The organism is Pseudomonas sp. GM41(2012) (assembly GCF_000282315.2).
Classification (GTDB): Bacteria; Pseudomonadota; Gammaproteobacteria; order Pseudomonadales; family Pseudomonadaceae; genus Aquipseudomonas.
Window position 1 is genome coordinate 129,931 of sequence record NZ_AKJN02000007.1, and the last position, 25,137, is coordinate 155,067.

The following is a 25,137-nucleotide window of genomic DNA, read 5'->3' on the forward strand; positions in this document are numbered from 1 at the left end:
AGCAGAGCAATGCAGCAACTCAATCCTTCCGAAATAAGTGAAATTATCAAGGGCCGCATCGACAAGCTCGATGTGACCTCCCAAGCCCGTAACGAAGGCACTGTCGTCAGCGTATCTGACGGTATCGTGCGGATTCACGGTCTGGCCGACGTAATGTACGGCGAGATGATCGAGTTTCCGGGCGGCGTCTTCGGTATGGCTCTCAACCTAGAGCAAGACTCCGTAGGTGCCGTTGTATTGGGCTCCTACCAGTCTCTGGCTGAAGGCATGAGCGCCAAGTGCACTGGCCGCATCCTCGAAGTTCCGGTTGGTAAGGAACTGCTGGGTCGCGTAGTCGACGCACTGGGTAACCCAGTTGACGGCAAAGGTCCGCTGAACAACACCGAGACCGATGCGGTCGAGAAAGTTGCTCCAGGCGTGATCTGGCGTAAGTCGGTAGACCAGCCTGTACAGACTGGCTACAAGGCTGTCGATGCCATGATCCCTGTCGGCCGTGGCCAGCGTGAGCTGATCATCGGTGACCGTCAGATCGGTAAAACCGCTCTGGCGATCGACGCGATCATCAACCAGAAAAACAGCGGCATTTTCTGCGTCTACGTAGCGATCGGTCAGAAACAATCGACCATCGCTAACGTGGTTCGCAAACTGGAAGAAAACGGCGCACTGGCTAACACCATCGTCGTGGCTGCGAGCGCTTCGGAATCTGCAGCACTGCAGTTCCTGGCACCGTACTCCGGTTGCACCATGGGTGAATTCTTCCGCGACCGCGGTGAAGACGCGCTGATCGTTTATGACGATCTGTCCAAGCAAGCAGTGGCTTACCGCCAGATTTCCCTGCTGCTGCGCCGTCCACCAGGCCGTGAAGCTTACCCAGGCGACGTGTTCTATCTCCACTCCCGTCTGCTGGAGCGCGCATCCCGCGTTTCGGAAGAGTACGTAGAGAAGTTCACCAACGGCGCAGTGACCGGCAAAACCGGTTCCCTGACCGCACTGCCGATCATCGAAACCCAGGCTGGCGACGTTTCCGCGTTCGTTCCGACCAACGTGATTTCCATCACCGACGGTCAGATCTTCCTGGAATCGGCCATGTTCAACTCCGGGATCCGTCCTGCTGTGAACGCCGGTGTTTCGGTATCCCGTGTGGGTGGTGCCGCTCAGACCAAGATCATCAAGAAGCTCTCCGGTGGTATCCGTACCGCTCTGGCTCAGTACCGTGAACTGGCGGCATTCGCCCAGTTTGCTTCTGACCTGGACGAAGCGACCCGTAAGCAACTTGAGCATGGTCAGCGCGTTACCGAGCTGATGAAGCAGAAGCAATACGCACCAATGTCGATCGCTGACATGGCGCTGTCGCTGTATGCCGCTGAGCGTGGGTTCCTGACTGACGTTGAAATCGCCAAGATCGGCAGCTTCGAACAAGCGCTGATTGCTTTCTTCAACCGCGATCACGCCGATTTGATGGCGAAGATCAACGTGAAGGGTGACTTCAATGACGAAATCGACGCTGGCATGAAAGCCGGTATCGAGAAGTTCAAGGCCACCCAAACCTGGTAAGCCGCAGCGGGAGCCGCAAGGCTCCCGCTTGCTAACCTGATAGGTGTTACATGGCAGGCGCAAAAGAGATTCGCAGTAAGATTGCGAGCATCAAAAGCACGCAAAAGATTACCAGCGCCATGGAAAAAGTGGCGGTCAGTAAAATGCGCAAGGCACAAATGCGCATGGCTGCTAGCCGTCCTTACGCGGAGCGCATCCGCCAGGTTATTGGTCATTTGGCCAACGCCAACCCGGAATATCGCCACCCCTTCATGAGCGAGCGTGAAGTAAAGCGCGTCGGTTACGTCGTGGTGAGCACTGACCGTGGTTTGTGCGGTGGTTTGAACACCAACCTGTTCAAGGCCCTGGTCAAGGACATGGCGGTAAACCGCGAAAACGGCGTCGAGATCGATCTGTGTGTTGTTGGTAGCAAGGGTGCGGCTTTCTTCCGCAACTTCGGCGGTAACGTCGTTGCAGCTATCAGCCACCTGGGTGAAGAGCCGTCGATCAATGATCTGATTGGCAGCGTCAAGGTGATGCTGGATGCCTACCTGGACGGCCGTATTGATCGCCTGTCCGTGGTGTCCAACAAGTTCATCAACACCATGACGCAAACGCCTACTGTGGAGCAGTTGATTCCACTGGAGGCAACCCCGGATCAATCGCTCAAGCACCACTGGGACTATCTCTACGAACCGGATGCCAAAGAGCTGCTTGACGGCTTGATGGTCCGTTACGTCGAGTCGCAGGTCTACCAGGCGGTGGTCGAGAACAACGCGGCTGAACAAGCTGCGCGGATGATCGCGATGAAGAACGCTACCGACAACGCCGGTGATTTGATCAGCGATTTGCAGCTGGTCTACAACAAGGCGCGTCAGGCTGCGATCACCCAAGAGATCTCGGAAATCGTCGGCGGCGCTGCCGCGGTTTAACGGTTCAAATATTCAGAGGATCCAGCTATGAGTAGCGGACGTATCGTTCAAATCATCGGCGCCGTTATCGACGTGGAATTTCCACGCGACAGCGTACCGAGCATCTACAACGCGTTGAAAGTTGTAAGCGCGGCCGAAACCACCCTGGAAGTTCAGCAACAGCTGGGCGACGGCGTGGTTCGTACCATTGCGATGGGTTCCACCGAAGGCTTGAAGCGCGGTCTGGAAGTCACCGACTCTGGCGCAGCCATCTCCGTACCGGTCGGTAAAGCGACCCTGGGCCGGATCATGGACGTACTGGGCAACCCGATCGACGAAGCTGGCCCGATCGACACCGAAGAGCGCTGGGGCATTCACCGTCCTGCGCCAACCTTCGCTGAACAAGCGGGCGGCAACGACCTGCTGGAAACCGGCATCAAGGTTATCGACCTGGTTTGCCCGTTCGCCAAGGGTGGTAAAGTCGGTCTGTTCGGTGGTGCCGGTGTAGGCAAAACCGTAAACATGATGGAACTGATCCGTAACATCGCCATCGAGCACAGCGGTTATTCCGTGTTCGCCGGTGTGGGTGAGCGTACTCGTGAGGGTAACGACTTCTACCACGAGATGAAGGATTCCAACGTTCTGGACAAAGTGGCACTGGTTTACGGTCAGATGAACGAGCCGCCGGGTAACCGTCTGCGCGTAGCACTGACCGGCCTGACCATGGCCGAGAAGTTCCGTGACGAAGGTAACGACGTTCTGCTGTTCGTCGACAACATCTATCGTTACACCCTGGCCGGTACTGAAGTATCCGCACTGCTGGGCCGTATGCCTTCCGCAGTAGGTTACCAGCCGACCCTGGCCGAAGAGATGGGTACTCTGCAAGAGCGTATCACTTCGACCAAAAACGGTTCGATCACTTCGATCCAGGCGGTATACGTACCTGCGGATGACTTGACTGACCCGTCGCCAGCGACCACTTTCGCCCACTTGGACGCCACCGTCGTTCTGTCCCGTGACATCGCTTCCCTGGGTATCTACCCAGCGGTCGATCCACTCGACTCGACTTCGCGCCAGCTGGACCCGAACGTAATCGGCCAGGACCACTACGACACCGCTCGCGGCGTACAGTATGTTCTGCAACGTTACAAAGAACTGAAGGACATCATTGCGATCCTGGGTATGGACGAGCTGTCGGAAGCCGACAAGCAGTTGGTAAACCGTGCTCGTAAGATCCAGCGTTTCTTGTCGCAGCCGTTCTTCGTGGCTGAAGTCTTCACCGGTGCTTCGGGTAAATACGTTTCCCTGAAAGACACCATTGCTGGCTTCAAAGGCATCCTCAACGGTGACTACGACCACCTGCCAGAACAAGCGTTCTACATGGTCGGCGGCATCGAAGAAGCGATCGAGAAAGCCAAGAAACTGTAATCCCGGCGCCCGGCAACGGGCGCTAATTTAGGTTGAGGCAATCAGATGGCTATGACAGTCCATTGCGATATCGTCAGCGCGGAAGGGGAAATCTTCTCCGGCCTGGTCGAGATGGTGGTTGCGCACGGTGCACTGGGTGATCTTGGTATCGCCCTGGGTCACGCGCCGCTGATCACTAATCTCAAGCCGGGCCCGATCCGCCTGATCAAGCAGGGCGGGGAAGAGGAGGTGTATTACATCTCTGGCGGTTTCCTCGAGGTTCAGCCGAACATGGTCAAGGTACTTGCCGACACTGTGCAACGTGCTGCCGACCTGGACGAAGCCTCCGCTCAGGAAGCCGTTAAGGCTGCCGAGAAGGCCTTGCATGACCGTGGTGCAGAATTCGATTATGGTTCTGCTGCCGCACGTCTGGCCGAGGCTGCAGCTCAGCTGCGCACCGTCCAGCAGATCCGCAAGAAGTTCGGCCACTAATAGGCCACTGCTTGTTGTGCGATTGATTAAAAAGGGTAGCCTCGGCTACCCTTTTTTCTTTTTAGATATTCATAACCTGGTCGCAGCCGCAGACCACCCAGGATTGGTAGCCAGTCATGTCTTTAGAAATCGTTATCCTCGCTGCTGGTCAAGGCACTCGCATGCGTTCGGCACTGCCGAAGGTTCTGCATCCGATTGCCGGCAACTCGATGCTCGGCCATGTTATCCACAGCGCCCGGCAACTTGATCCACAGCGCATTCACGTAGTGATCGGCCATGGCGCCGAGGCAGTGCGTGAGCGTCTGGCGGCTGATGATCTGAATTTCGTCCTGCAGGACAAACAGCTTGGGACTGGACACGCCGTTGCTCAAGCGGTGCCTTTCATTGAGTCCGACACCGTCCTGATTCTTTATGGTGACGTGCCATTGATCGAAGTCGAGACCCTGCAGCGTTTGCTCAAGCAAGTAGCGCCGCAGCAACTGGGTTTGTTGACAGTAGAACTGGACGACCCGACTGGCTATGGCCGCATCGTCCGCAACGCTGACGGTAAAGTGACGGCTATCGTCGAGCAGAAAGACGCCAACGAAACCGAACGAGCGATCACTGAAGGCAACACCGGCATTCTGGCGCTGCCGTTCGCGCAATTGGCTGGCTGGATGAGCCGTCTTTCGAACAACAACGCCCAGGGCGAGTACTACCTGACTGACGTAATCGCCATGGCGGTCAGCGACGGTCTGGTGGTGGCCACCGAGCAACCGCATGACGCCATGGAAGTGCAGGGCGCCAACGACCGCAAGCAGCTTTCCGAGCTTGAGCGTCACTATCAGCTGCGCGCCGGTCGTCGTTTGATGGCTCAAGGCGTGACCCTGCGTGACCCGGCTCGTTTCGATGTGCGCGGTGAAATCACCGTCGGCCGCGACGTGCTGATCGACATCAACGTGATCCTCGAAGGCAAGGTCGTTATCGAGGATGACGTGGTGATCGGCCCGAACTGTGTGATCAAGGACAGCACGCTGCGCAAAGGTGTGGTGATCAAGGCCAACAGCCACATCGAAGGCGCGGTTCTGGGCGAAGGCAGCGATGCCGGCCCGTTCGCTCGTTTGCGTCCAGGCACTGTGCTGGAAGCACGCGCCCATGTGGGTAACTTTGTTGAATTGAAAAACGCTCACCTGGGCGAAGGCGCCAAGGCCGGTCATCTGACCTATCTGGGTGATGCCGAGATCGGCGCGCGCACCAATATCGGCGCGGGCACCATTACCTGCAACTACGATGGCGCCAATAAATGGAAAACCGTGCTGGGTGAAGATGTGTTCATCGGTTCCAACAACTCGTTGGTTGCGCCTGTGGATATCTCTTCCGGTGCGACCACTGCTGCTGGTTCGACCATTACGCAGAATGTGGATAACTTGCAGTTGGCCGTGGGCCGTGCGCGGCAGAAGAATATCGATGGCTGGAAACGGCCTGAGAAAATCAAGAAGAGCTGAGTTATCCACAGTTAACCTGGCGTTCTTGAGATAGTAATCGCGGCAAGTCGGATCGCCGCACCGCATGCTCCTACAAGTTTTAGGTTGTTCACATAATGTGTGAACGACGCTGACCCGTAGGAGCATGGCTTGCCCGCGATGCTTTTATCCACAGGTCGTTTTATCGCCCCACGCTTGACGAAGTTTCGCCAATAGGTTTTGATTGCTTCCGTTATCTTTCGAATCGAAACTTACCAAGCCATGTCGAAGCGCAATACACCACAACGTCGTCACAACATCCTCGCCTTGCTCAATGAGCAGGGCGAAGTCAGTGTGGATGAGCTGGCCAAGCGCTTCGAAACGTCTGAAGTTACGATCCGCAAGGATCTCGCTGCACTTGAGAGCAACGGCTTGCTGCTGCGCCGTTATGGCGGAGCGATTACCCTGCCTCAAGAGCTGGTGGCCGACCTTGGTCAGCCGGTGTCCAAATACAAACAGGCTATCGCTCGCGCCGCCGTTACGCGGATTCGCGAGCATGCGCGGATCATCATCGACAGCGGCAGCACCACGGCGGCGATGATTCCGGAACTCGGCCAGCAGCCGGGTCTGGTCGTGATGACCAACTCCCTGCATGTCGCCAATGCCTTGAGCGAACTCGAGCATGAGCCGGTACTGTTGATGACCGGCGGCACCTGGGACCCGCATTCCGAGTCCTTTCAGGGGCAAGTGGCCGAGCAGGTCCTGCGCTCTTACGATTTCGACCAGTTGTTCATCGGTGCCGACGGCATCGACCTGGTTCGCGGTACCACCACCTTCAACGAACTGCTGGGGCTGAGCCGGGTCATGGCTGAAGTCGCCCGGGAAGTGGTTGTCATGGTGGAGGCCGACAAGATCGGCCGCAAGATCCCCAACCTGGAGCTGCCGTGGAGCAGCGTCCATACCCTTATTACCGATGATCGCCTGCCGCTTGAGGCACGGGATCAGATTCAGGCCCGCGGAATCAACTTGATCCTCGCGGCTGTCAATCAGGAGAAATAGCATGTGTGGAATTGTCGGCGCAGTCGCAGAACGTAATATCACCGCCATCCTGCTCGAAGGCCTGAAACGCCTGGAATACCGGGGCTATGACAGTGCCGGTGTAGCGGTCTACACCAATGACCAAAAGCTTGAGCGCCTGCGTCGCCCGGGCAAGGTCAGTGAATTGGAACTGGCGCTGGCCGAAGAACCGTTGGTCGGCCGCCTGGGTATCGCCCACACCCGCTGGGCCACTCACGGTGCGCCGAGCGAGCGCAATGCTCACCCGCATTTCTCCGGTGATCTGGCGGTGGTGCACAACGGCATCATCGAGAACCACGAAGCCCTGCGCGAGCAACTGAAAGCCTTGGGTTACGTGTTCACCTCGGACACCGACACCGAAGTCATTGCCCACCTGTTGGACCACAAACTCAAGGATCTGCCTGATCTGACCGTGGCCCTGAAGGCTACTGTCAAAGAGCTGCATGGTGCTTACGGTTTGGCGGTGATCAGCGCTCAGCAACCGGATCGTCTGGTTGCGGCCCGCAGTGGCAGCCCGCTGGTTATCGGCCTGGGCATGGGTGAAAACTTCCTGGCTTCCGATCAGCTGGCCCTGCGCCAGGTCACTGACCGCTTCATGTACCTGGAAGAAGGCGATATCGCCGAAATTCGCCGCGACAGCGTGCAGATCTGGGACCTGAGCGGCCAAGTCGTCGAACGTGAGTCGGTGCAATACCGCGATGGTGCCGAAGCCGCCGACAAGGGCAAATTCCGCCACTTCATGCTCAAGGAAATTCACGAGCAACCGGCCGTGGTGCAACGCACCCTGGAAGGTCGCATCAGCCAGAATCAAGTGCTGGTGCAAGCGTTCGGTCCACAGGCTGCCGAGCTGTTCGCCAAAGTGCGTAACGTCCAGATCGTCGCGTGCGGCACCAGCTACCACGCCGGCATGGTTGCCCGTTACTGGCTCGAAGAACTGGCCGGCATCCCGTGCCAGGTCGAAGTCGCCAGCGAATTCCGCTACCGCAAGGTGGTGGTGCAGGCCGATACGCTATTCGTGACCATCTCCCAGTCCGGTGAAACCGCCGACACCCTGGCCGCCCTGCGTAACGCCAAAGAGTTGGGTTACCTCGCGAGCCTGGCGATTTGCAACGTCGGTATCAGCTCGTTGGTGCGTGAATCCGATCTGACTCTGCTGACCCAGGCCGGTCGCGAAATCGGTGTGGCTTCGACCAAAGCGTTCACCACTCAATTGGTCGGTCTGCTGTTGCTGACCTTGTCCCTGGGTCAGGTTCGCGGCACGTTGACCAAAGGCGTCGAAGCCACATTGGTTGAAGAGCTGCGTCGCCTGCCAACCCGCCTCGGTGAAGCCCTGGCCATGGACAGCACCGTCGAAAAAATCGCCGAGCTGTTCGCCGAGAAAAACCACACCCTGTTCCTCGGTCGTGGCGCGCAATTCCCGGTGGCAATGGAAGGAGCGCTCAAGCTCAAGGAAATCTCCTACATCCACGCCGAAGCCTATCCGGCCGGCGAGTTGAAACACGGCCCGTTGGCGCTTGTGGATAACGACATGCCAGTGGTCACCGTGGCACCGAACAACGAGCTGCTGGAGAAGTTGAAATCCAACCTCCAGGAAGTCCGCGCCCGTGGCGGCGAGCTGATCGTCTTCGCAGACGAACAAGCCGGCATGACCAATGGCGAAGGCACTCATGTTGTGCAAATGCCGCACATCCACGACATCCTGTCGCCGATCCTCTACACCATTCCGCTGCAGTTGCTCTCGTATTACGTTGCCGTGTTGAAAGGCACCGACGTTGATCAGCCGCGTAACCTGGCGAAGTCGGTGACGGTGGAATAAGTTATCCACAGGAGATGGAAACATTAAAAATCGCAGCCTACGGTTGCGATTTTTTTTATCTGAATTGAGGACACGCCCATGGACCGATTCCAGGAAATGCAGGTCTTCGCTGCCGTCGCCCAAGACCAAGGCTTCTCGGCCGCGGCGCGGCGTTTGGGCCTATCGGCCGCCAGCGTCACCCGCGCAGTGGCGGCGCTGGAGAAACGCATCGGCACGGTGCTGCTGACGCGCACCACCCGCAGTGTGTATTTGAGCGAGGCGGGTCAGCGTTACCTGGAAGACTGTCGGAGGATTCTCGCCGAGGTGCAGGAAGCCGAGGATTCGGCGGCGGGCAGCCACACTCAACCGCGTGGGCAATTGACAATCACCGCACCGGTGTTGTTCGGTGAGCTGTTTGTCACGCCTGTGATGGTGAATTATCTGACGCAATTTCCTGAGGTCAGCATCAATGGGTTGCTGGTCGATCGAGTGGTCAGCATGGTCGAGGAGGGCATCGATGTCGCCGTGCGGATCGGTGAGTTGCCCGACAGTAATCAGCATGCGATTCGCGTGGGTGAGGTTCGGCGGGTGGTATGCGGCTCGCCGGAATTCCTGACGGCCCGTGGTCGACCTCGACATCCTCAGGATCTGGCTCAGGCGCCGGTTATTGCGACGTCCTCTATCGGTCAGTCGAGAACCTGGCCGTTCCTCGAAGGGGGAGAGCCGCTGAGTGTTCGACCAGCGCCGCGCCTGGTGGTGACGGCCAATCAGGCAGCTATTACGGCAGCGTGCCTGGGCTTGGGGCTGACCCGGGTTCTGTCTTATCAGGTCGCGAGCAAAGTCGCTTCCGGTGAGCTGGAAATCGTTCTGGCTGACTTCGAACTGCCGCCATTGCCTATCCATGTGGTCTATCAGGGCGGGCGCAAGGCCCCTGCGCGGATTCGCAGTTTTGTTGATTTTGCGGTGAGCGCGCTGCGTGAGCATCCGTCCTTGCAGGCGTGATGGTTTATTTCGCTGGGTGAAATAATGGATTGCGTTGGCTGGTTATTCTGTTGTTTTGGTTGCGGGTGGAAGATAGCGCCCCATCGGTGCTGATCTCTGTTCAACAGCGCCACCACCCAGCGGAGTCGACCATGCAAGCGATCAAACTCTACAACTTCCCACGTTCCGGCCACGCTCACCGTGTGGAGCTGATGCTGTCCCTGCTGCATCTGCCGACCGAGCTGATCTTTGTCGACTTGCCGAAGGGCGCGCACAAGCAGCCGGATTTCCTCGCGCTCAACCCTTTTGGTCAAATTCCGGTCATTGATGATCAAGGCGTGGTGCTGGCCGACTCCAACGCGATTCTGGTTTACCTGGCGCAGAAATATGGCAACGGCCGTTGGCTGCCAGCCGATCCGGTCGGGGCGGCCAAGGTTCAGCGCTGGTTGTCGATTGCCGCTGGGCCGATTGCCTTTGGCCCCGCCAGAGCGAGGCTGATCACGGTGTTTGGTGCGGCTTACAACGCTGAAGAAGTGATCGCTTACTCCCACACCTTGCTCAAAGTGATCGATCAGGAACTGGCAGCAACGCCGTATCTGGCTGGCGCCGAGCCCACCATTGCCGACGTTTCGGCCTACAGCTACATCGCCCATGCGCCAGAAGGCAACGTGTCCCTGGAGGACTACGCGAACATCCGCGCCTGGCTGGCGCGGATCGAAGCGTTGCCAGGGTTTGTCGGCATGCCGCGCACCGTTGCCGGTCTGCAAAAAACTGCCTGATGCTTACGGCCCGACACTGTCGGGTCGTTCACACTGCGCCGATGGCGCAGGGGAGAAGTCGTTGTGGACCGTTCACCCTGGCACGCCGGCGAGAAACAATTGCAGGCTCATGTGGGCATTGCCGAGCGAATGGAGGTGCTCGGTCGTAAGGTGATTCGCCGCGAGATGCCGGATCAGCACCGCACGTTCTATGAGCAACTGCCGTTCATGCTGTACGGCGCGGTGGGTGCCGACGGTAATCCATGGGCCAGTATTCTTGAAGGGCCACCGGGTTTCGCTCACTCGCCTACGCCGGGTGCGCTGCAATTTAGCAGCCTGCCGGGCGCTGATGATCCGGCGCAACTGACGGAGGGCGCGGCGATCGGCCTGCTGGGGATCGAACTGCACACCCGTCGCCGCAATCGTCTCAACGGCCGAGTCGGCGCGATGACGGCGAGCGGCTTCGATGTGGCAGTTGAGCAGTCCTTCGGCAATTGCCCGCAATACATTCAATTGCGGCAGTTCCGCTCGGTGCCGTTGGCGGATCCGTCGACTCGCATCGCGCAACACCTCAACGGGCTGGATGAAGCGGCTAAAACCCTGATCGCGGGAGCCGATACATTCTTTGTCGCCAGTTACGTGGACGTTGATAACCAACGCTCGGTGGACGTTTCTCACCGAGGCGGCCTGGCCGGTTTCGTACAGGTAGAAGGCAATCGCCTGACCATTCCGGATTTCGCCGGCAACCTGTTTTTCAACACCTTGGGCAACCTGCTGCTCAATCCCCGGGCCGGTTTGCTGTTTATCGATTTCAACTCGGGAGACCTGCTGCACCTCAGTGGCCGCACCGAAGTCATTCTTGAAGGCCCACAGGTTGAGGCGTTTCAAGGGGCCGAGCGCTTGTGGACATTCGAGATCGAACGCGTGGTGCGCAGGCCCGCCGCGCTTGCTCTGCGCTGGCGCTTCGACGGCGTGTCACCCACCAGTTTGCTCACCGGCACCTGGGCGCAGGCCAACGCCCGTCTGCAAGCCCAGGCCTTGGGCGATACCTGGCGGCCGCTGCGGGTGGCGCGCATCAAAGAGGAAAGCCACAACATCCGCTCGATCTATCTGGAGCCTGCCGATGGCGCAGGGTTGCCAGTGTTTCAGGCCGGGCAGCATTTGCCGCTGCGCTTCAACATTGCCGGCGAGGTGCACATCCGCACTTACAGCCTGTCGAGCGCGCCGTCCGATGATTTTTTCCGCATCAGTGTGAAGCGTGAAGGCTTGGTGTCCTCGCATCTGCATGAACAGGTACGCGTCGGTGATCTGTTGGAGGCCCGTGCGACTCAAGGGCATTTCACCGTGGCACCTAATGAACGTCGGTCGCTGGTGTTGTTGGCCGCCGGTGTCGGCATCACGCCGCTGCTGTCGATGCTGCGCGAAGTGGTTTACCAAGGCCTGCGCACCCGCCGCATCCGGCCGACCTGGTTTTTCCAGAGTTCGCGCACGTTGGCCGATCAAGTGTTTCGTCCTGAGCTGGATCGCTTGCTCGATGACGCGGGCGATGCGGTCAGGGTGCTGCGTCTGGTGAGTCAGCCGGAAGCCGGGGCCTTGGAGGGTGAGGATTTCGACCTGACGGGGCGGATCGACACCGCGCTGCTCAAGACCCTCCTTGAAGTGGAGGACTACGATCAGCTGGATTTTGTCCTCTGCGGTCCGGGCAGTTTTACTCAAGGGCTGTACGACGGCCTGCGGGAACTGGACATCCGTGATGCAAGGATTCACGCCGAAACCTTCGGCCCCTCGACCTTGCGCCGGGTGCCGGACCCCGACGCGGTGGTCATCGAGCAACCGCCCGCTGCTACCACCTCGGTGCCGGTGTTGTTTCAGCGCTCGGCTAAAGAGGCCCGCTGGCAACCGGACGGCGGCAGTTTGCTGGAGTTGGCGGAAAGCCGTGGATTGCGCCCGGAATTCAGCTGCCGCGGGGGTTCCTGCGGGACCTGCAAGACCCGGCTGATCAGCGGCCAGGTGAACTATCCACAGCCGCCGGCCGAAGTGCCGGACGACGGACACGTGCTGATTTGTTGTGCGATTCCGGCGCAGGGGTCGCAGCCTTTGGTCCTCGACCTGTAGCATCTGCCGAACGCAGCTTCTGTACGCTGCGATAAGGGATCAGATTCGGTATGTATTTTTTCGCTCGTCTGTCGGCGTTGATTGTCGCGGTGGCATTGCTCAACGGTTGCGAACGACAGGACGCGCCGCCGCTCGATCAGCAACTCTACGTCTGGCAACGGCAATGGACACCGGCCCACAACGCGGCGTTGAGGGACAGCCGCGCTGACTTTTCCACCCTGCGGGTGCTGGCCTTGCAGGCATTCCCCGAGGCGGGTTGGAGCCGGGCGCGGATTGACCCGGCGTTGCTTAAACGTGATGGTCGGCCGCTGATCGCGGTGATTCGTCTTGATGGCCAGCTCAAGTCGCTGAATCGGGATGAAGTCACCACGCAAATTCAGCAGGTGCTCGGCGATTGGCAAGGGCAGGGATTGAATCTCTCCGGCGTGGAAATCGACCACGATGCCGGTAATGCTCGGCTACCGGCCTACCGCGAGTTTCTTACGCACTTGCGCGCGGTTTTGCCGGCCTCTATTCCACTGAGCATCACCGCGTTGCCGGCCTGGCTCGACAGTCCCGAATTGCCGGCATTGTTATCCACAGTCGACAGCAGCGTATTGCAGGTGCACGCGGTGAGCGATCCGCGTCATGGCTTGTTCGACCCGGATCAGGCCCGACAATGGACCAAGGCCTGGAGCCGTATCACTTCCAAACCTTTCTATCTGGCGCTGCCGGCCTACGGTGTTGCGTTGTTGCCGGGCGCCGCCGGTGCGCCGGTAGTGGAAAGCGAAGTGCCGATCGAACGGGGCGGCAAGCGCCGGGAATTGCTCGCCGACCCGCAGCAACTGAGCCGGCTCGGGTCCGAGTTGCGCAACGATCCGCCGACGCATCTGGCGGGCCTGATCTGGTTTCGTCTGCCGCTGGCCAGCGACCGCCGGGCCTGGAGCCTGACGACCCTGGGCGCCGTGGCGCGTGGCGATGCCCTCGACAGTCGACTGGCGTTGAAACTCTCCGCGCAAGAAGGCCTCTATGACATCAGCCTCAGCAATCAGGGCAACCTCGACAGCGCCTGGCCCGAACGCCTGACACTCGCGGTACAAGGCTGTGACGGTGCTGATGCGCTGGCCGGTTATGCATTGCAACAGCGTCCGGATCTGCTTACCTTCACCCGCCTGCGCGAGGGTCGAATACCGGCCGGCGGGCAGCGCGCCATGGGTTGGGCTCGTTGCGCACATATTGATCAAGGAGGTTCGAATGTTGACCCGTAACTGGCCCCGTCATCTGCTTTGCCTGAGCCTCAGCCTGCCGCTGGGTTCGGCGCTGGCCTGCGGGCCGGATTTCCCGATGCGTTTGCTGGACAACCGCGGCCAGTCGCTGGCGGAGCTGCCGGAAGGCAACTTCAGATTTGAAATCAGTCGTCTCGGGCATGCGGTCGTCGGGCTGAAGAACGTCACCGAAACTGCCTATAACATGGATGCGCCCGACTACGCAGAACAGCGGGATAAGGCTGAGCAATCCGGTTTGACGGCTGAGCAGCAAACGCTGGTGAAACAGTTACGCAGCCTGACCGATGCGCATGCGGTCGAGAGTCAGGGCGCGAGCCTGCCGGCGGAGCTCACGCTTTATCTGGCCGGCGCTGTGGCATTCAATGCCGGTGATCATGGACTGGCAGCCGAGTACTTCCAAAAGGTGCTGGCATTGCCGGCGGATCAACGGGCGTTGCGCAGCACCTGGGCGGCTTATTCGTCAGGTCGGGCGCTATTTGCCATGAGCTCCGAAGCGGACGCTGGCCCTGACTTGTTGGCTCAGTCTCGAAAGGCCTTCGAGCAGACCCGCCAGCTGAGCATCGACGGCTTCAGTGACCCTCTGGAACTGGGCGTCGCCAGCCTCGGCGAAGAAGCCCGCGTCGCCCGCACGGCCGGCGACTGGAACCGCGCCATCGAACTCTACGCCACGCAAAACCTTCAGGGTTCGGCGGTGGGTTATACCTCGCTGAAACTGTTGGTAGCCGACCTCGCGGCGCTGCCGGAGGATCAACTGGCCGTGTTGCTCAAGGGTAAACCGGTACAGCAACTGGTGACTGCGTCCTTGATCAGCCGACTGGGCTGGTCATTCGGTGATCAACCGCCGAACGAATTGAAACTGATCAAACTGCTGCAAAACAGCACTCGCGGTAGCCTCGATAACGCTGATCGCCTGGCGGCGGTGAATTATCAACAGGGTGATTACGCCAGCGCCAAGGCGTTCCTCGAACACGCCGGTGATGGCGGACTGGCGTGGTGGTTGCGGGCCAAACTGGCCGTGCGCGATGGCGATAAAAACGCGGCTGCCGCGGCGTACGCCAAGGCTGCCCAGGCCTTCCCGCAGAATGAGTCGTGGGGTGAGCGGCGCACGCCAGACTGGGACTTCGAAACGCTTCAGCCCAAGTGCCGGGTCGAGGGGGAAAGCGCGATCCTGGCGTTGCAACGCGGGGATTATCTGCAAGCGTTTGATCAGCTTTATCGCAGTAAAGATATCTACTGGTTCGACGCCGCCACGGTCGCCGAGCGGGTGTTGACCGTCGATGAGCTCAAGCAATACGTCGACACTCAAGTGCCGGCACCGCCACCTTTGACTCAGCAGGATCGCGATAACTATGTGCAGTTACCGGTGGCGGCGAAACTGCGCAATTTGCTCGGGCGACGCTTGCTGCGCGAAGAGCGGTATGACGAAGCACCAGCGTATTTCGATAACGCCGACTTGCAGGCCAAGGCCACGTGGTACGGGCAGTTGCGCCACGACGCCGAATCAAAATGGTGGCCGACCAAACGGGCATTCGCTTACTACCATGCAGCGACACTGGCCCGTTTCGACGGAATGGAATTGTTGGGCTACGAGCTGTCCCCGGATTACGCGACCTTCGGTGGCAATTACAGTCTGGAAGCGCCCGAGCTGAAGGTTGGACCGCTGATGGCCGAGGGGGAAGTGCAGCGCCAGCAAGCCACGGTGGCGCAGCCTGATGAGCGTTTCCACTACCGTTTTGTCGCCACGGCGCTGGCGAGCAAGGCCGCTGATCATCTGCCCCACAGCAGTCAGGCGTTTGCTTCGGTGCTGTGCCAGGCTTCGTCGTGGGGCACCAGTCTGCAAGAGCAAAGCGCGTTCTACCGTCGTTATGTCGAGGAAGGGCCGTATGTGGTTTGGGCCGGTGATTTTGGTCATCAATGCCATCACCCGGACTTTCAGAACGTCGACAAGCGCTATGTGACCCAGGTTACCGACGCCGTGCGCGCGCAACTGCGGCCTTACAAAACGCCGTTGCAGTTTGGTGGTGTGATAGCCGTCACGGCAGCGGCGCTGTTGCTGATCAATCGCCGCCGCAGGACTCGGTAAGGCTCAAGCCTGTTGCACAAAGGTCAGCCGCACGGCGAAACCGATCAACAGGCTGCCAAACAGCCATTGCTGCAGGCGCTGGGCCGAAGGACTGCGTTGCAGCCAACGGCCCAGCGCTGCGCCGGTCAGTGCGTAAGCGCTGTCGAACAGCAAGCCGACACCGACCAGCACAATCCCGAGGGTCGCAAATTGCGCGAGCACTGGCCCGGCGTGTGGATCGATGAACTGCGGCAGCAGCACCGAGCAGAACAGCAATGCTTTGGGGTTGAGCAGGTTAGTCAACAAACCGCGCTGGATCGCTGCGCGCCAGCGAGGTTTCTCGGTGGTGGCGTCTGCTCCGTTCAAACTCGGCAGCATGGTGGTTCGCAGGCATTGAATGCCGATCCACAGTAGATAGGCGGCCCCGGCCAGGCGTACCACGTCGAACGTCCAGGGCGCAGCCTTGAACAGTGCCGCCAACCCCAGCGCTGCCAACGCCACATGGCAACCACGGGCAACGCCCAGACCCACCGCAGTCGCCAGCGCCGCGCCTTTGCCCTGACGGGCACCGGTCTGCAACAACAGGATCATGTCCGGGCCCGGCAACAGATAGACCACCGCCAGCGCCATGAAAAACACCCAGAGTCCTGCCACGTTGCACCCCATTCGTTGTCGATTCGGTACGGTCAGTCTATGGCTGAAGGGCAGGGCAGGTGGTTGCGTAGTTCGCTTCTAAAATGCTTCTGGTTGGCATAACCTGCCACTCAATTGCAGGTAAACCATCAGGATCTGCCAAACCATGAAACTCGACGCCTACGACCGCAAGATTCTCGCCGCCCTGCAACGGGACGGTCGCCTGAGCAATGTGCAACTGGCTGACGAGATCGGCCTGTCCGCCTCGCCTTGTTTGCGTCGGGTTCGGATGCTCGAAGAAGCCGGGGTGATACGCGGTTACCAGGCCAATCTGGATCGCGACGAAGTGGGGCTTGGGCTGACGGTGTTTGTCGGGGTCAAGGTCGAACGGCACAACGATGAGCAGGCCGAATCCTTTCGCCTGGCCGTAACCGCGTTGCCCGAAGTGATTTCGGCCTTTCTGGTGTCAGGGGAATCGGATTTTCTGCTGCAAGTGGTGGTGCCGGACCTGCGCGCCTATGACCGTTTCCTCACGGGGCGTTTGCTGAAATTGCCGGGTGTGAGCGACATCCGCAGCAACTTTGCGATTCATACGGTGAAGACCCCGGGGGCGTTGCCGCTGGAGCATTTACCGGGCTGAGACCGAGTCGGCCCAATCGCGAGCAGGCTCACTCCCACATTTGATCTGTGGCGTTCACAAAACCAATGTGGGAGTGAGCCTGCTCGCGATAGCGGTAGACTCGCCACCGCCAACCTCCAGGCATCTGCGTCGCCATCCCTCCCACATTTGATCTGTGGCGTTCACAAAACCAATGTGGGAGCGAGCTTGCTCGCGATGGCGGTAGCCCCGCCACCGCCAACCTCCAGGCATCTGCGTCGCCATCCCTCCCACATTTGATCTGTGGCGTTCACAAAACCAATGTGGGAGTGAGCCTGCTCGCGATAGCGGTAGACCCGTCACCGCCAACTCCAGCCCTACATCTGCGTCGCCATCCCCTCCACATTCATCGCCGCCTGGCGCAAGGCCTCGGAGCGGGTCGGGTGTGGATGGCAGGTCAGGGCAATGTCTTCGGCGGAGGCGCTGAACTCCATGGCCACGCAATATTCGCCAATCATTTCACTGACGCTTGGCCCCACAAGGTGCACGCCGAGAATCTCGTCGGTGCGCTCATCGGCCAGCACTTTGGCGAAGCCTTCGGTTTCGTGATTGATCTTTGCCCGACTGTTGGCGGTGAAGGGAAACTTGCCGACCTTGTAGGCGCGGCCTTCGGCCTTGAGCTGCTCTTCGGTCTTGCCGACGCTGGCCAGTTCGGGTTTGGTGTAGATCACGTTGGGGATCAGGTCGTAGTTGACCTCGGCCGCCTTGCCGACAATCTGCTCGATGCAGACCATGGCCTCGTCTTCGGCCTTGTGGGCGAGCATCGGCCCGGACGTGACGTCGCCAATCACCCAGACGCCAGCCGCTTCGGTGCGATGACCCTTGTTGGCGAGCATGCCGCGTTTATCCGTGGCGAGGCCGACGTTCTCCAGCCCCAGGCCTTGGGTGTAAGGCCGGCGGCCGATGGATACCAGCACGTAATCCGCTTCAATCGTTTCGGCCGTGCCACCGGCGGCGGGCTCGACGCTGAGTTGAACGCCGGTCGCCGAGGTAGTGGCGCTGGTGACTTTGGAACTCAACTTGAAGTTGATGCCCTGTTTACTTAACGAACGTTGCAGGGTTTTGCCGGCCTCACCATCCACACCGGGGCAGATCCGGTCGAGAAACTCGATCACCGTCACCTGAGCGCCCAAACGCCGCCACACCGAACCCAGCTCCAGACCAATCACTCCAGCGCCAATCACCACCAGATGCTTGGGCACTTCAGTCAGTGACAGTGCGCCCGTCGAATCGAGGATGCGTTTGTTGTCGATGTCCACACCGGGCAGGGGAGTGGGCTCGGAACCGGTGGCGATGATGATGTTCTTGGTGTTCAGTTCGGTCTTTTCGCCTTGGCTGTCGGTCACCGTCACTTTGCCGGGCCCGTCGATGTGGCCCCAGCCCTTGACCCAATGGACTTTGTTTTTGCGAAACAGAAACTCGATGCCCTTGGTCAACCCGGCAACGCTTTCATCCTTTTGTTTCATCATTTGCGCGAGGTTGAGTGTAGGTTTGACTTCAATCCCCAGGTTGGCGAATTCCGCGCCCATGGCGGCGTCGTAGAGTTCGGAGGCGTGCAGCAGCGCTTTTGATGGCATGCAACCGACGTTCAGGCAGGTGCCGCCGAGCGTGGCGCGTCCTTCGACGCAAACCGCTCTGAGGCCCAACTGACCGGCGCGGATCGCCGCGTTATAACCACCGGGGCCTCCGCCCAGAATCACGACGTCATAGATGCTCATGGTGTACTCCTGGAGTGAATCGGATCGGAATGGGTAAACGTAGTCTTTGGGTAAAATTACGAACGTAATATGTGCGTTCCGCAGCATTTCGGTCAAGGCTTCAGCCAAGCGACAGGTTGAGCGCCTTTAGATACAGCATTTAAGAACGGAAATTTCACGACTTTCGTTATATCGTAACGAAATGCGATATGAGCAACGATAAACACTGGGGTGGTATGCAAGTCGATCTCGATGTCGATGGGACGCAAGTAGCCGGGCTGCCGCGTTTCCAGCAGGCGGTTTTTCAAGGGCGACGATTGCGTCAGTTCGCAATCGGTCTGGGCGCTCTGGCGGCGACAGGTTGGTTGCTGGCGTTTTTTGTCGGGCTGTTTGCGCCGCAGTCGCTCTGGCCCGCGTTGCTGGTCAATCAGAGCGCCGGTTTGCTGGTGCTGGTCGCCGGTTTGCAATCAGCCTGGTGGGTGACGCAGTGGCGCGCGCGGGCGTTGAACCCGGTCGTGCAGGTCGTCGTTGCTGAGGAAGTCGTTGCCCCGGTGGGCTGGTACGAACGGCTGCTGGATCGGCTCAGCCAGCGGTGGCTGCGAATGCTGGTGCAGATCGGCGCTCCGATGCTGTGGCTTGCAGGTTGGTCGCTGCTGACATTATTGAGCATCGAACAGGTCTGGAACCTTGCACTGGCGCCAACCGCACTGGGATTGTCGGCCAGTGTCGGTGCGGCGCTGTCCTTGTTGCTGGCCTTCGGTTTGCTGGTGCTGGAGCGACAACTGGCGCAGGAAAACGTCGCGCAATGGCCCGAAGCAGCGTCGTTGGCGCAACTGACACGGGTGGCGATCATCTGTCTGGTGCTCAGCGCTTTGTGCCTGTTGCTGGGTGGCGAAACCTCGGTCTGGCCGGTGCGTCTGGCGGTACTGATTGGTTTGCTGCCAGGGTTGGTCGCCGCCGAGCTGCTGTTGCGCGCCTTGCTGTCGTTGTTCAGTCCGCAGCGCGAACAACTCGAACCTGCCTTGCTGGCGCGCAGCTTTGTCGCCGACATGCTGCGCTGGCCGCCGCAACCTTTGCTCGCATTGCAGCACGAACTGCACAACCGCTTCGGCATCGACCTGCGGCAGATCTGGGCCTTCACCTACATGCGTCGGGCATTTTTTCCGGTGCTGGCCGTGGTCTCGATAGTGGGTTGGTCGCTCACCGGCATTCACGAAATCCCCGTGCAAGGGCGGGGCATCTACGAGCGATTCGGCAAACCGGTGGAGGTGTTCGGTCCCGGTTTGCACGCAGGTTTGCCTTGGCCTCTGGGTCGAGTGTTGAGCGTCGAGAACGGTGTGGTCCACGAGTTGGCCACCAGTGTTGGCGACACACCGGCGCCGGTCGTGGCCGAACCCGCCGAAGGCCCGGCGCCCGCGATTGCCAATCGCTTGTGGGACGCCAGCCATGTGAACGACAAATCCCAAGTCATTGCCAGCAGCCGAGCCGACAAGCAGAGCTTCCAGATCGTCAACATGGACGTGCGTTTCGTCTATCGCATCGGCCTCAGCGATCAAGCGGCATTGGCCGCGACCTACAACAGCGCTGATGTCCCGACACTGATCCGCAGCACCGCCAGCCGGATTCTGGTCCACGATTTCGCCTCGCGAACCCTCGACGGTTTGCTCGGTGAAGACAGGGTAGGGCTCGCCGAAGAAATTGGTAGGGCGGTACAGGCTGACCTGCAGAAACTCGACAGCGGCGTGGAAATTCTCGCCACTGTGGTCGAGGCAATTCATCCGCCGGCCGGTGCCGCCAATGCTTATCACGGCGTCCAGGCTGCGCAGATTGGCGCCCAGGCATTGATTTCCCGCGAGCGTGGGGCGGCGGCGGAAGCCACCAACCAGGCGCAATTACAGGCCAGCATCGCTCGCGATCAAGCGACGGCCAGCGCTCGTGAAATCAACGCCACCGCCCAAGCAGCTGACTTGAGGTTCAGCGCCGAGCAAAAGGCCTATGCCAGTGCCGGCCAGGCCTTCGTGCTGGAGCAGTACTTCAGCCAGCTGTCCCAGGGCTTGGCCAATGCCAGGTTGCTGGTGCTCGATCATCGTCTGGGCGGCAGCAGCAACGCGCCGACCATCGACCTCCGTACATTCACGCTGCCGGCTGATGCTGCGCCGGCGCGTAAAACCGCTCAGCCAGGAGCTGCCAATTGAGCCAGTCGCACACTCACGATCACGATGACCACACTGGCCATGATCACGGCCATGGCGGGCACCATCACGGCCATCACCACCACGGTGATCCCCAAGAAGCGGGCCCGTTCCCATGGCGGCGAATGGGCTGGGCGGCGTTGCTGGTAGCGTTCGCCATCGCGGCGGCGAGTCTGGTTCAAGTACGTTCGGGGGAGGCGACGGTGATCACGCGTTTCGGTAATCCTTCGCGGGTATTGCTGGAACCAGGTCTTGGCTGGCGTTGGCCTGCTCCTTTTGAAGCGGCGATTCCTGTTGATCTGCGACTGCGCACGACCTCGAGTGGTTTACAGGATGTGGGTACGCGGGACGGTTTGCGCATCATCGTTCAGGCTTATGTGGCCTGGCAGGTTCAGGGCGATCCGGACAACGTGCAACGCTTCATGCGCGCCGTACAGAATCAACCGGACGAAGCGGCGCGGCAAATTCGCACGTTTGTGGGGTCGGCTCTGGAAACCACGGCCAGCAGTTTTGATCTGGCTAACCTGGTGAACACCGACGCCAACCAAGTACACATCGCTGATTTTGAAGCGCAACTGCGTCAGCAAATCGATCAGCAGCTGCTCACCACTTATGGCGTGCGGGTGCTGCAAGTCGGCATCGAGCGCCTGACCTTGCCGTCGGTAACCCTCACCGCTACGGTCGATCGCATGCGTGCCGAGCGTGAAACAATCGCCACCGAACGCACGGCCATCGGTAAGCGCGAAGCGGCGCAAATCCGTTCTGCGGCCGAGCGTGATGCACGAATCGTACAAGCCGATGCGACCGTGAAAGCTGCCGATATCGAAGCACAATCGCGCGTCGAAGCGGCACAGATTTATGGCCGCGCCTACGCCGGGTCGCCACAGCTCTACAACCTGCTGCGCTCCCTCGACACGTTAGGCACGATCGTCACGCCCGGTACAAAACTGATTTTGCGCACCGACGCCGCGCCGTTTCGGGTGTTGGTTGACGGTCCGCCGACCCTCGATAACAAGGCCGGGTCGCAGCCATGAAATTAGTTCCACGTGGAACAAACGAGTTAAGCAGTCCCTGGATTCAGGCGGGGCGATTGGCTTTTTTGGCCCTTTACGCCGTGACAGTGCTGGCCGCTTTGGTCTGGGCATTTTCCAATGTGCGGCAGATCGATCCGCAAAATCGCGCGGTGGTGTTGCACTTCGGCGCGCTGGATCGCATCCAGAATGCGGGTCTGCTATTGGCCTGGCCCCGCCCGTTTGAGCAGGTGATTTTGTTGCCCGCGGCGGATCGGGTAATTGAGCGACGAGTGGAAAATCTGCTGCGCACCGATGCGGCGTTGCAGGCAGATCGAGCGGCGAGTTTCGCCACACCGATCAGCGATGCACTCGCCGGCTCCGGTTATTTGCTCACCGGTGATGCGGGCGTGGTGCAACTGGATGTGCGTGTTTTCTACAAAGTCACCGAGCCGTATGCCTTCGTCCTTCAAGGCGAACATGTATTGCCGGCATTGGATCGATTGGTGACTCGCAGTGCGGTGACCCTCACTGCCGCACGGGATCTGGACACTATTCTGGTCGCTCGACCGGAGCTGATCGGCGCCGATAGTCAGGCTGCTGAACGCCGCGAACGGTTGCGCGGTGATCTGGTGCAAGCCATCAATCAGCGCCTGGCTGACCTGACCGCGACCGGGCAGGGATTAGGAATAGAGGTAACGCGAGTCGACGTGCAATCGAGTCTGCCCGGGCCAGCAGTCAACGCCTTCAACGCTGTTCTGACCGCCAGTCAACAAGCCGACAAAGCCGTGGCCAACGCTCGTACTGAAGCCGAGAAACTGACTCAGACTGCCAACGAACAAGCCGATCGCACGCTGCAAGTCGCTCACGCCCAAGCGAGCGAACGGCTGGCCAAAGCCTCGGCGGACACAGCCACGGTATTGAGCCTGGCCAAGGCGCAGCAGCAGGGCACCGACCCGCAAATGCTGCTGCGCATCTACCGTGAGCGGATGCCGAAGATTCTCGGTCAGGCCGGTTCGGTGACCACGGTCAATCCGAAAGACGATTCCCGCCTGATCATTCAGGGAGCTGCACAATGACCACCCAAACCGCCGCCGCACCGAGCATGTTGTCCTCGGCTGAACAACGCAGCGCCGCCCGCCAATTGACCCTGGCCATGCTCGCATTGGGCCTGCTCGCGCTCGGCCTGACCTGGCGCTGGTTGTCGCCGGAGCAGACGGGCGTCAGTCAATTGCTGCTGGGGTTTGCTTCGTTATTGGTGGCCGTGCCCGTGATGCGTTCAGCCTGGTACAGCCTGCGTTATCCGAGCCTGCACGGGATCACTGATCAATTGATCGCCCTGGCCATGCTCGGGGCGTGGGCCACGGGTGATCTGCTGACCGCGGCGTTGCTGCCGATCATCATGATCTTCGGTCACGTGCTGGAAGAGCGCAGCGTGATCGGTTCCCAGGAGGCGATTCGCGCCCTCGGCAAACTGACTCGCAGCCACGCGCGCAAAGTTCAGGCCGATGGCTCCATCGTCGAAGTCGATAACGGCACACTCAAGGCCGGCGACCTCGTCGAGGTGCGCGCGGGTGATCGAGTGCCGGCGGATGGTCGGGTGTTGTCGGGTCAGGCGAGCCTGGACACCGCTTCGATTACTGGCGAATCGGTGCCGATGGAGGCGGGCGCTGGCATGCAAGTCTTCGGCGGCGCGATCAACCTCGACGGTCTGCTGCGCATCGAGGTGACCCGCACCGGCAATGAGTCGACCCTCGGCAAAGTCATTGCGCTGATGCAAAGCGCCGAGCGTTCAAAACCGCCGATCACGCGTTTGCTGGAACGCTACGCCGGCAGCTACATGGTGCTGGTGTTGCTGCTGGCCGCCGTGACCTGGTTCGTCACCAACGATGCCCAGGCCATGCTCGCGGTGTTGGTGGCGGCCTGTCCTTGCGCGTTGGTGTTGTCGGCACCGGCCACGGCGATTGCCGGCGTGGCCGTGGCCGCTCGTCACGGGATTCTGATTCGCAGCTCCGCGTTCCTCGAAGAGTTGGCAGACCTGACGTCACTGGTGGTCGACAAAACCGGAACCCTGACCTTTGGCACCTTGCGTTTGCAATCCATCGACAGTCCGCTCGAGGATCGCAGCCACGTCCTTAAACTTGCTGCCAGCCTTGGTTCTGCCAGCAGTCATCCGGTCAGCCGCGCGCTCGCCGGGTTGGTCACCCAGGAACATTTTCTGCTGCTCTCCGACATCCACGAGCGTCAGGGGCTGGGCGTGGTGGCGATGACGGAGCAGGGCGAGGCGGCGCTCGGTCGTCCGGAGTTGTTCGCGCAATTGGGTATCGCCACTTCAAATGTCCCCGACCACGATGGCCCGATTGCCGGGCTGGCGCTCAACGGTGAGTTTCTCGCCTGGCTGTTGCTGGCCGACAGCGTCAAACCCGAGGCTCGGTTTGCCTTGAGCGAGCTACGTGAATTGGGGTTGGGCCGGCAGTTGCTGCTGACAGGTGATCGGCAAAGCGTTGCACACACATTGGCGCGTGATGTCGGGATCAGCGACGTTGAAGCTCAAGCATTGCCCGAGGACAAACTCAATCGCGTGCTGAAGGAAATCGGCAGCGGCTTCCGGCCGATGGTCGTGGGAGACGGGATCAATGATTCGCTGGCGCTCAAGGCCGGTGTGGTCGGCGTGGCCATGGGCGCGGGCGGGGCGGACATCGCGCTGGCTTCGTCCGACATCGTTTTGATTGGCAGCGACCTGCGTCGACTCGGCACGTGTGTGCGCTTGAGTCGCCAATGCCGGCACACGTTGCAGGTTAACGTGATCATCGGTCTGGGCTGGACGCTGGCGATTGTGGCCTTTGCCGCCTTCGGTTGGCTTGGCGCTGCGGGCGCGATGATTGCCGCGCTGTTGCACAACTTCAGCACGTTGCTGGTCTTGGGGAACGCCGGGCGTTTACTGCGTTTTCAGGAACCATTGCTCAAGCTTGAGGATGAGGATTGAGTACGTCGGGTAAATGCTCTAAACAGCGCGATCGCGGTCGATTTCAAGTTTTCAGAACTGTATGACGAATTCGTAGTCATCTAGGTGAGGGCAATCACTTTTGTGAATTCGCGACGGTGGGTT

The 25,137-nt window shown here is 60.0% G+C and carries 19 protein-coding genes; 17 read left to right on the forward strand and 2 right to left on the reverse strand.

Features of this window, described 5'->3' with window-relative positions; all coding sequences use genetic code 11:
• Window positions 1-9 precede the first annotated feature (9 nt).
• From atpA to PMI27_RS13775, 12 genes are all read left to right on the forward strand, one after another.
• Window positions 10-1,554 carry a F0F1 ATP synthase subunit alpha gene (atpA, locus tag PMI27_RS13830; RefSeq protein ID WP_008155713.1) on the forward strand — a complete coding sequence of 515 codons (1,545 nt, stop codon included), beginning with the start codon at window positions 10-12 and terminating at the stop codon, window positions 1,552-1,554.
• Between the two features lie 50 nt (window positions 1,555-1,604).
• Window positions 1,605-2,465, forward strand: coding sequence for a F0F1 ATP synthase subunit gamma (atpG, locus tag PMI27_RS13825; RefSeq protein ID WP_008155714.1), 861 nt, complete (start codon window positions 1,605-1,607; stop codon window positions 2,463-2,465).
• A gap of 27 nt (window positions 2,466-2,492) precedes the next feature.
• Complete coding sequence (atpD, locus tag PMI27_RS13820; protein ID WP_008155715.1) at window positions 2,493-3,872, forward strand: F0F1 ATP synthase subunit beta; 1,380 nt, start codon at window positions 2,493-2,495, stop codon at window positions 3,870-3,872.
• A 45-nt stretch (window positions 3,873-3,917) separates the two neighbouring features.
• The gene (locus tag PMI27_RS13815) at window positions 3,918-4,343 is read left to right on the forward strand and encodes a F0F1 ATP synthase subunit epsilon (protein WP_008155716.1); all 426 of its coding nucleotides are present in this window, start codon (window positions 3,918-3,920) and stop codon (window positions 4,341-4,343) included.
• Window positions 4,344-4,459: 116 nt separating this feature from the next.
• Window positions 4,460-5,827 (forward strand): bifunctional UDP-N-acetylglucosamine diphosphorylase/glucosamine-1-phosphate N-acetyltransferase GlmU, encoded by a 1,368-nt coding sequence (gene glmU / locus PMI27_RS13810; protein ID WP_033053376.1) that lies wholly within the window; start codon window positions 4,460-4,462, stop codon window positions 5,825-5,827.
• 240 nt (window positions 5,828-6,067) lie between these two features.
• Entirely contained in the window at window positions 6,068-6,844 is a 777-nt protein-coding gene (locus tag PMI27_RS13805) for a DeoR/GlpR family DNA-binding transcription regulator (protein WP_008155718.1), read from the forward strand.
• Window position 6,845: 1 nt separating this feature from the next.
• The gene (glmS, locus tag PMI27_RS13800) at window positions 6,846-8,678 is read left to right on the forward strand and encodes a glutamine--fructose-6-phosphate transaminase (isomerizing) (RefSeq protein ID WP_008155719.1); all 1,833 of its coding nucleotides are present in this window, start codon (window positions 6,846-6,848) and stop codon (window positions 8,676-8,678) included.
• A 78-nt stretch (window positions 8,679-8,756) separates the two neighbouring features.
• Entirely contained in the window at window positions 8,757-9,659 is a 903-nt protein-coding gene (locus tag PMI27_RS13795) for a LysR family transcriptional regulator (protein ID WP_008155721.1), read from the forward strand.
• 131 nt (window positions 9,660-9,790) lie between these two features.
• Window positions 9,791-10,417 (forward strand): glutathione S-transferase family protein, encoded by a 627-nt coding sequence (locus PMI27_RS13790; RefSeq protein ID WP_008155723.1) that lies wholly within the window; start codon window positions 9,791-9,793, stop codon window positions 10,415-10,417.
• 63 nt (window positions 10,418-10,480) lie between these two features.
• Window positions 10,481-12,511: a pyridoxamine 5'-phosphate oxidase family protein gene (locus PMI27_RS13785; protein ID WP_008155725.1), complete on the forward strand. Its 2,031-nt coding sequence runs from the start codon at window positions 10,481-10,483 to the stop codon at window positions 12,509-12,511.
• A 50-nt stretch (window positions 12,512-12,561) separates the two neighbouring features.
• A complete protein-coding gene (locus PMI27_RS13780) occupies window positions 12,562-13,758 on the forward strand; it encodes a DUF3142 domain-containing protein (protein ID WP_008155727.1) in 1,197 nt (398 codons plus the stop codon).
• Window positions 13,745-15,859: a hypothetical protein gene (locus PMI27_RS13775; protein ID WP_008155728.1), complete on the forward strand. Its 2,115-nt coding sequence runs from the start codon at window positions 13,745-13,747 to the stop codon at window positions 15,857-15,859. The genes PMI27_RS13780 and PMI27_RS13775 overlap by 14 nt, the downstream gene beginning before the upstream one ends.
• 3 nt (window positions 15,860-15,862) lie before the next feature.
• Here the strand turns inward: PMI27_RS13775 and PMI27_RS13770 are convergent, their stop codons facing one another.
• Window positions 15,863-16,492, reverse strand: a complete 630-nt coding sequence (locus PMI27_RS13770) for a LysE family translocator (protein WP_150113547.1) — start codon at window positions 16,490-16,492, stop codon at window positions 15,863-15,865.
• A 145-nt stretch (window positions 16,493-16,637) separates the two neighbouring features.
• On the opposite strand from PMI27_RS13770, the gene PMI27_RS13765 reads away from it, so the two are divergent.
• A complete protein-coding gene (locus PMI27_RS13765; RefSeq protein ID WP_008155731.1) occupies window positions 16,638-17,111 on the forward strand; it encodes an Lrp/AsnC family transcriptional regulator in 474 nt (157 codons plus the stop codon).
• Between the two features lie 335 nt (window positions 17,112-17,446).
• Here PMI27_RS13765 and lpdA read toward each other — a convergent pair whose 3' ends face one another.
• Window positions 17,447-18,847: a dihydrolipoyl dehydrogenase gene (lpdA, locus tag PMI27_RS13760; RefSeq protein WP_008156705.1), complete on the reverse strand. Its 1,401-nt coding sequence runs from the start codon at window positions 18,845-18,847 to the stop codon at window positions 17,447-17,449.
• Between the two features lie 215 nt (window positions 18,848-19,062).
• Between lpdA and hflK (PMI27_RS13755) the strand changes: the two genes are divergently transcribed.
• The 4 genes from hflK (PMI27_RS13755) to PMI27_RS13740 are packed head-to-tail and all read left to right on the forward strand — an operon-like array spanning window position 19,063 to window position 25,014.
• Window positions 19,063-21,021 (forward strand): protease modulator HflK, encoded by a 1,959-nt coding sequence (gene hflK, locus PMI27_RS13755; protein ID WP_033053432.1) that lies wholly within the window; start codon window positions 19,063-19,065, stop codon window positions 21,019-21,021.
• Window positions 21,018-22,052, forward strand: coding sequence for a protease modulator HflC (gene hflC, locus PMI27_RS13750; protein ID WP_008156702.1), 1,035 nt, complete (start codon window positions 21,018-21,020; stop codon window positions 22,050-22,052). Before hflK (PMI27_RS13755) ends, hflC begins: the two co-directional genes overlap by 4 nt.
• On the forward strand, window positions 22,049-23,107 hold the full coding sequence (gene hflK / locus PMI27_RS13745; RefSeq protein WP_008156700.1) for a protease modulator HflK: 1,059 nt from the start codon (window positions 22,049-22,051) through the stop codon (window positions 23,105-23,107). Before hflC ends, hflK (PMI27_RS13745) begins: the two co-directional genes overlap by 4 nt.
• A complete protein-coding gene (locus PMI27_RS13740; protein WP_008156699.1) occupies window positions 23,104-25,014 on the forward strand; it encodes a cation-translocating P-type ATPase in 1,911 nt (636 codons plus the stop codon). Before hflK (PMI27_RS13745) ends, PMI27_RS13740 begins: the two co-directional genes overlap by 4 nt.
• Window positions 25,015-25,137 lie beyond the last annotated feature (123 nt).

Coding starts and splice junctions, on each gene's coding strand:
- atpG (WP_008155714.1), top strand. CDS start 1,605: ATGGCAGGCGCAAAAGAGATTCGCAGTAAGATTGCGAGCATCAAAAGC.
- PMI27_RS13740 (WP_008156699.1), top strand. CDS start 23,104: ATGACCACCCAAACCGCCGCCGCACCGAGCATGTTGTCCTCGGCTGAA.
- glmU (WP_033053376.1), top strand. CDS start 4,460: ATGTCTTTAGAAATCGTTATCCTCGCTGCTGGTCAAGGCACTCGCATG.
- hflK (WP_008156700.1), top strand. CDS start 22,049: ATGAAATTAGTTCCACGTGGAACAAACGAGTTAAGCAGTCCCTGGATT.
- PMI27_RS13805 (WP_008155718.1), top strand. CDS start 6,068: ATGTCGAAGCGCAATACACCACAACGTCGTCACAACATCCTCGCCTTG.
- atpA (WP_008155713.1), top strand. CDS start 10: ATGCAGCAACTCAATCCTTCCGAAATAAGTGAAATTATCAAGGGCCGC.
- PMI27_RS13780 (WP_008155727.1), top strand. CDS start 12,562: ATGTATTTTTTCGCTCGTCTGTCGGCGTTGATTGTCGCGGTGGCATTG.
- lpdA (WP_008156705.1), bottom strand. CDS start 18,847: ATGAGCATCTATGACGTCGTGATTCTGGGCGGAGGCCCCGGTGGTTAT.
- PMI27_RS13775 (WP_008155728.1), top strand. CDS start 13,745: ATGTTGACCCGTAACTGGCCCCGTCATCTGCTTTGCCTGAGCCTCAGC.
- PMI27_RS13765 (WP_008155731.1), top strand. CDS start 16,638: ATGAAACTCGACGCCTACGACCGCAAGATTCTCGCCGCCCTGCAACGG.
- PMI27_RS13795 (WP_008155721.1), top strand. CDS start 8,757: ATGGACCGATTCCAGGAAATGCAGGTCTTCGCTGCCGTCGCCCAAGAC.
- hflK (WP_033053432.1), top strand. CDS start 19,063: ATGCAAGTCGATCTCGATGTCGATGGGACGCAAGTAGCCGGGCTGCCG.
- PMI27_RS13815 (WP_008155716.1), top strand. CDS start 3,918: ATGGCTATGACAGTCCATTGCGATATCGTCAGCGCGGAAGGGGAAATC.
- PMI27_RS13790 (WP_008155723.1), top strand. CDS start 9,791: ATGCAAGCGATCAAACTCTACAACTTCCCACGTTCCGGCCACGCTCAC.
- glmS (WP_008155719.1), top strand. CDS start 6,846: ATGTGTGGAATTGTCGGCGCAGTCGCAGAACGTAATATCACCGCCATC.
- atpD (WP_008155715.1), top strand. CDS start 2,493: ATGAGTAGCGGACGTATCGTTCAAATCATCGGCGCCGTTATCGACGTG.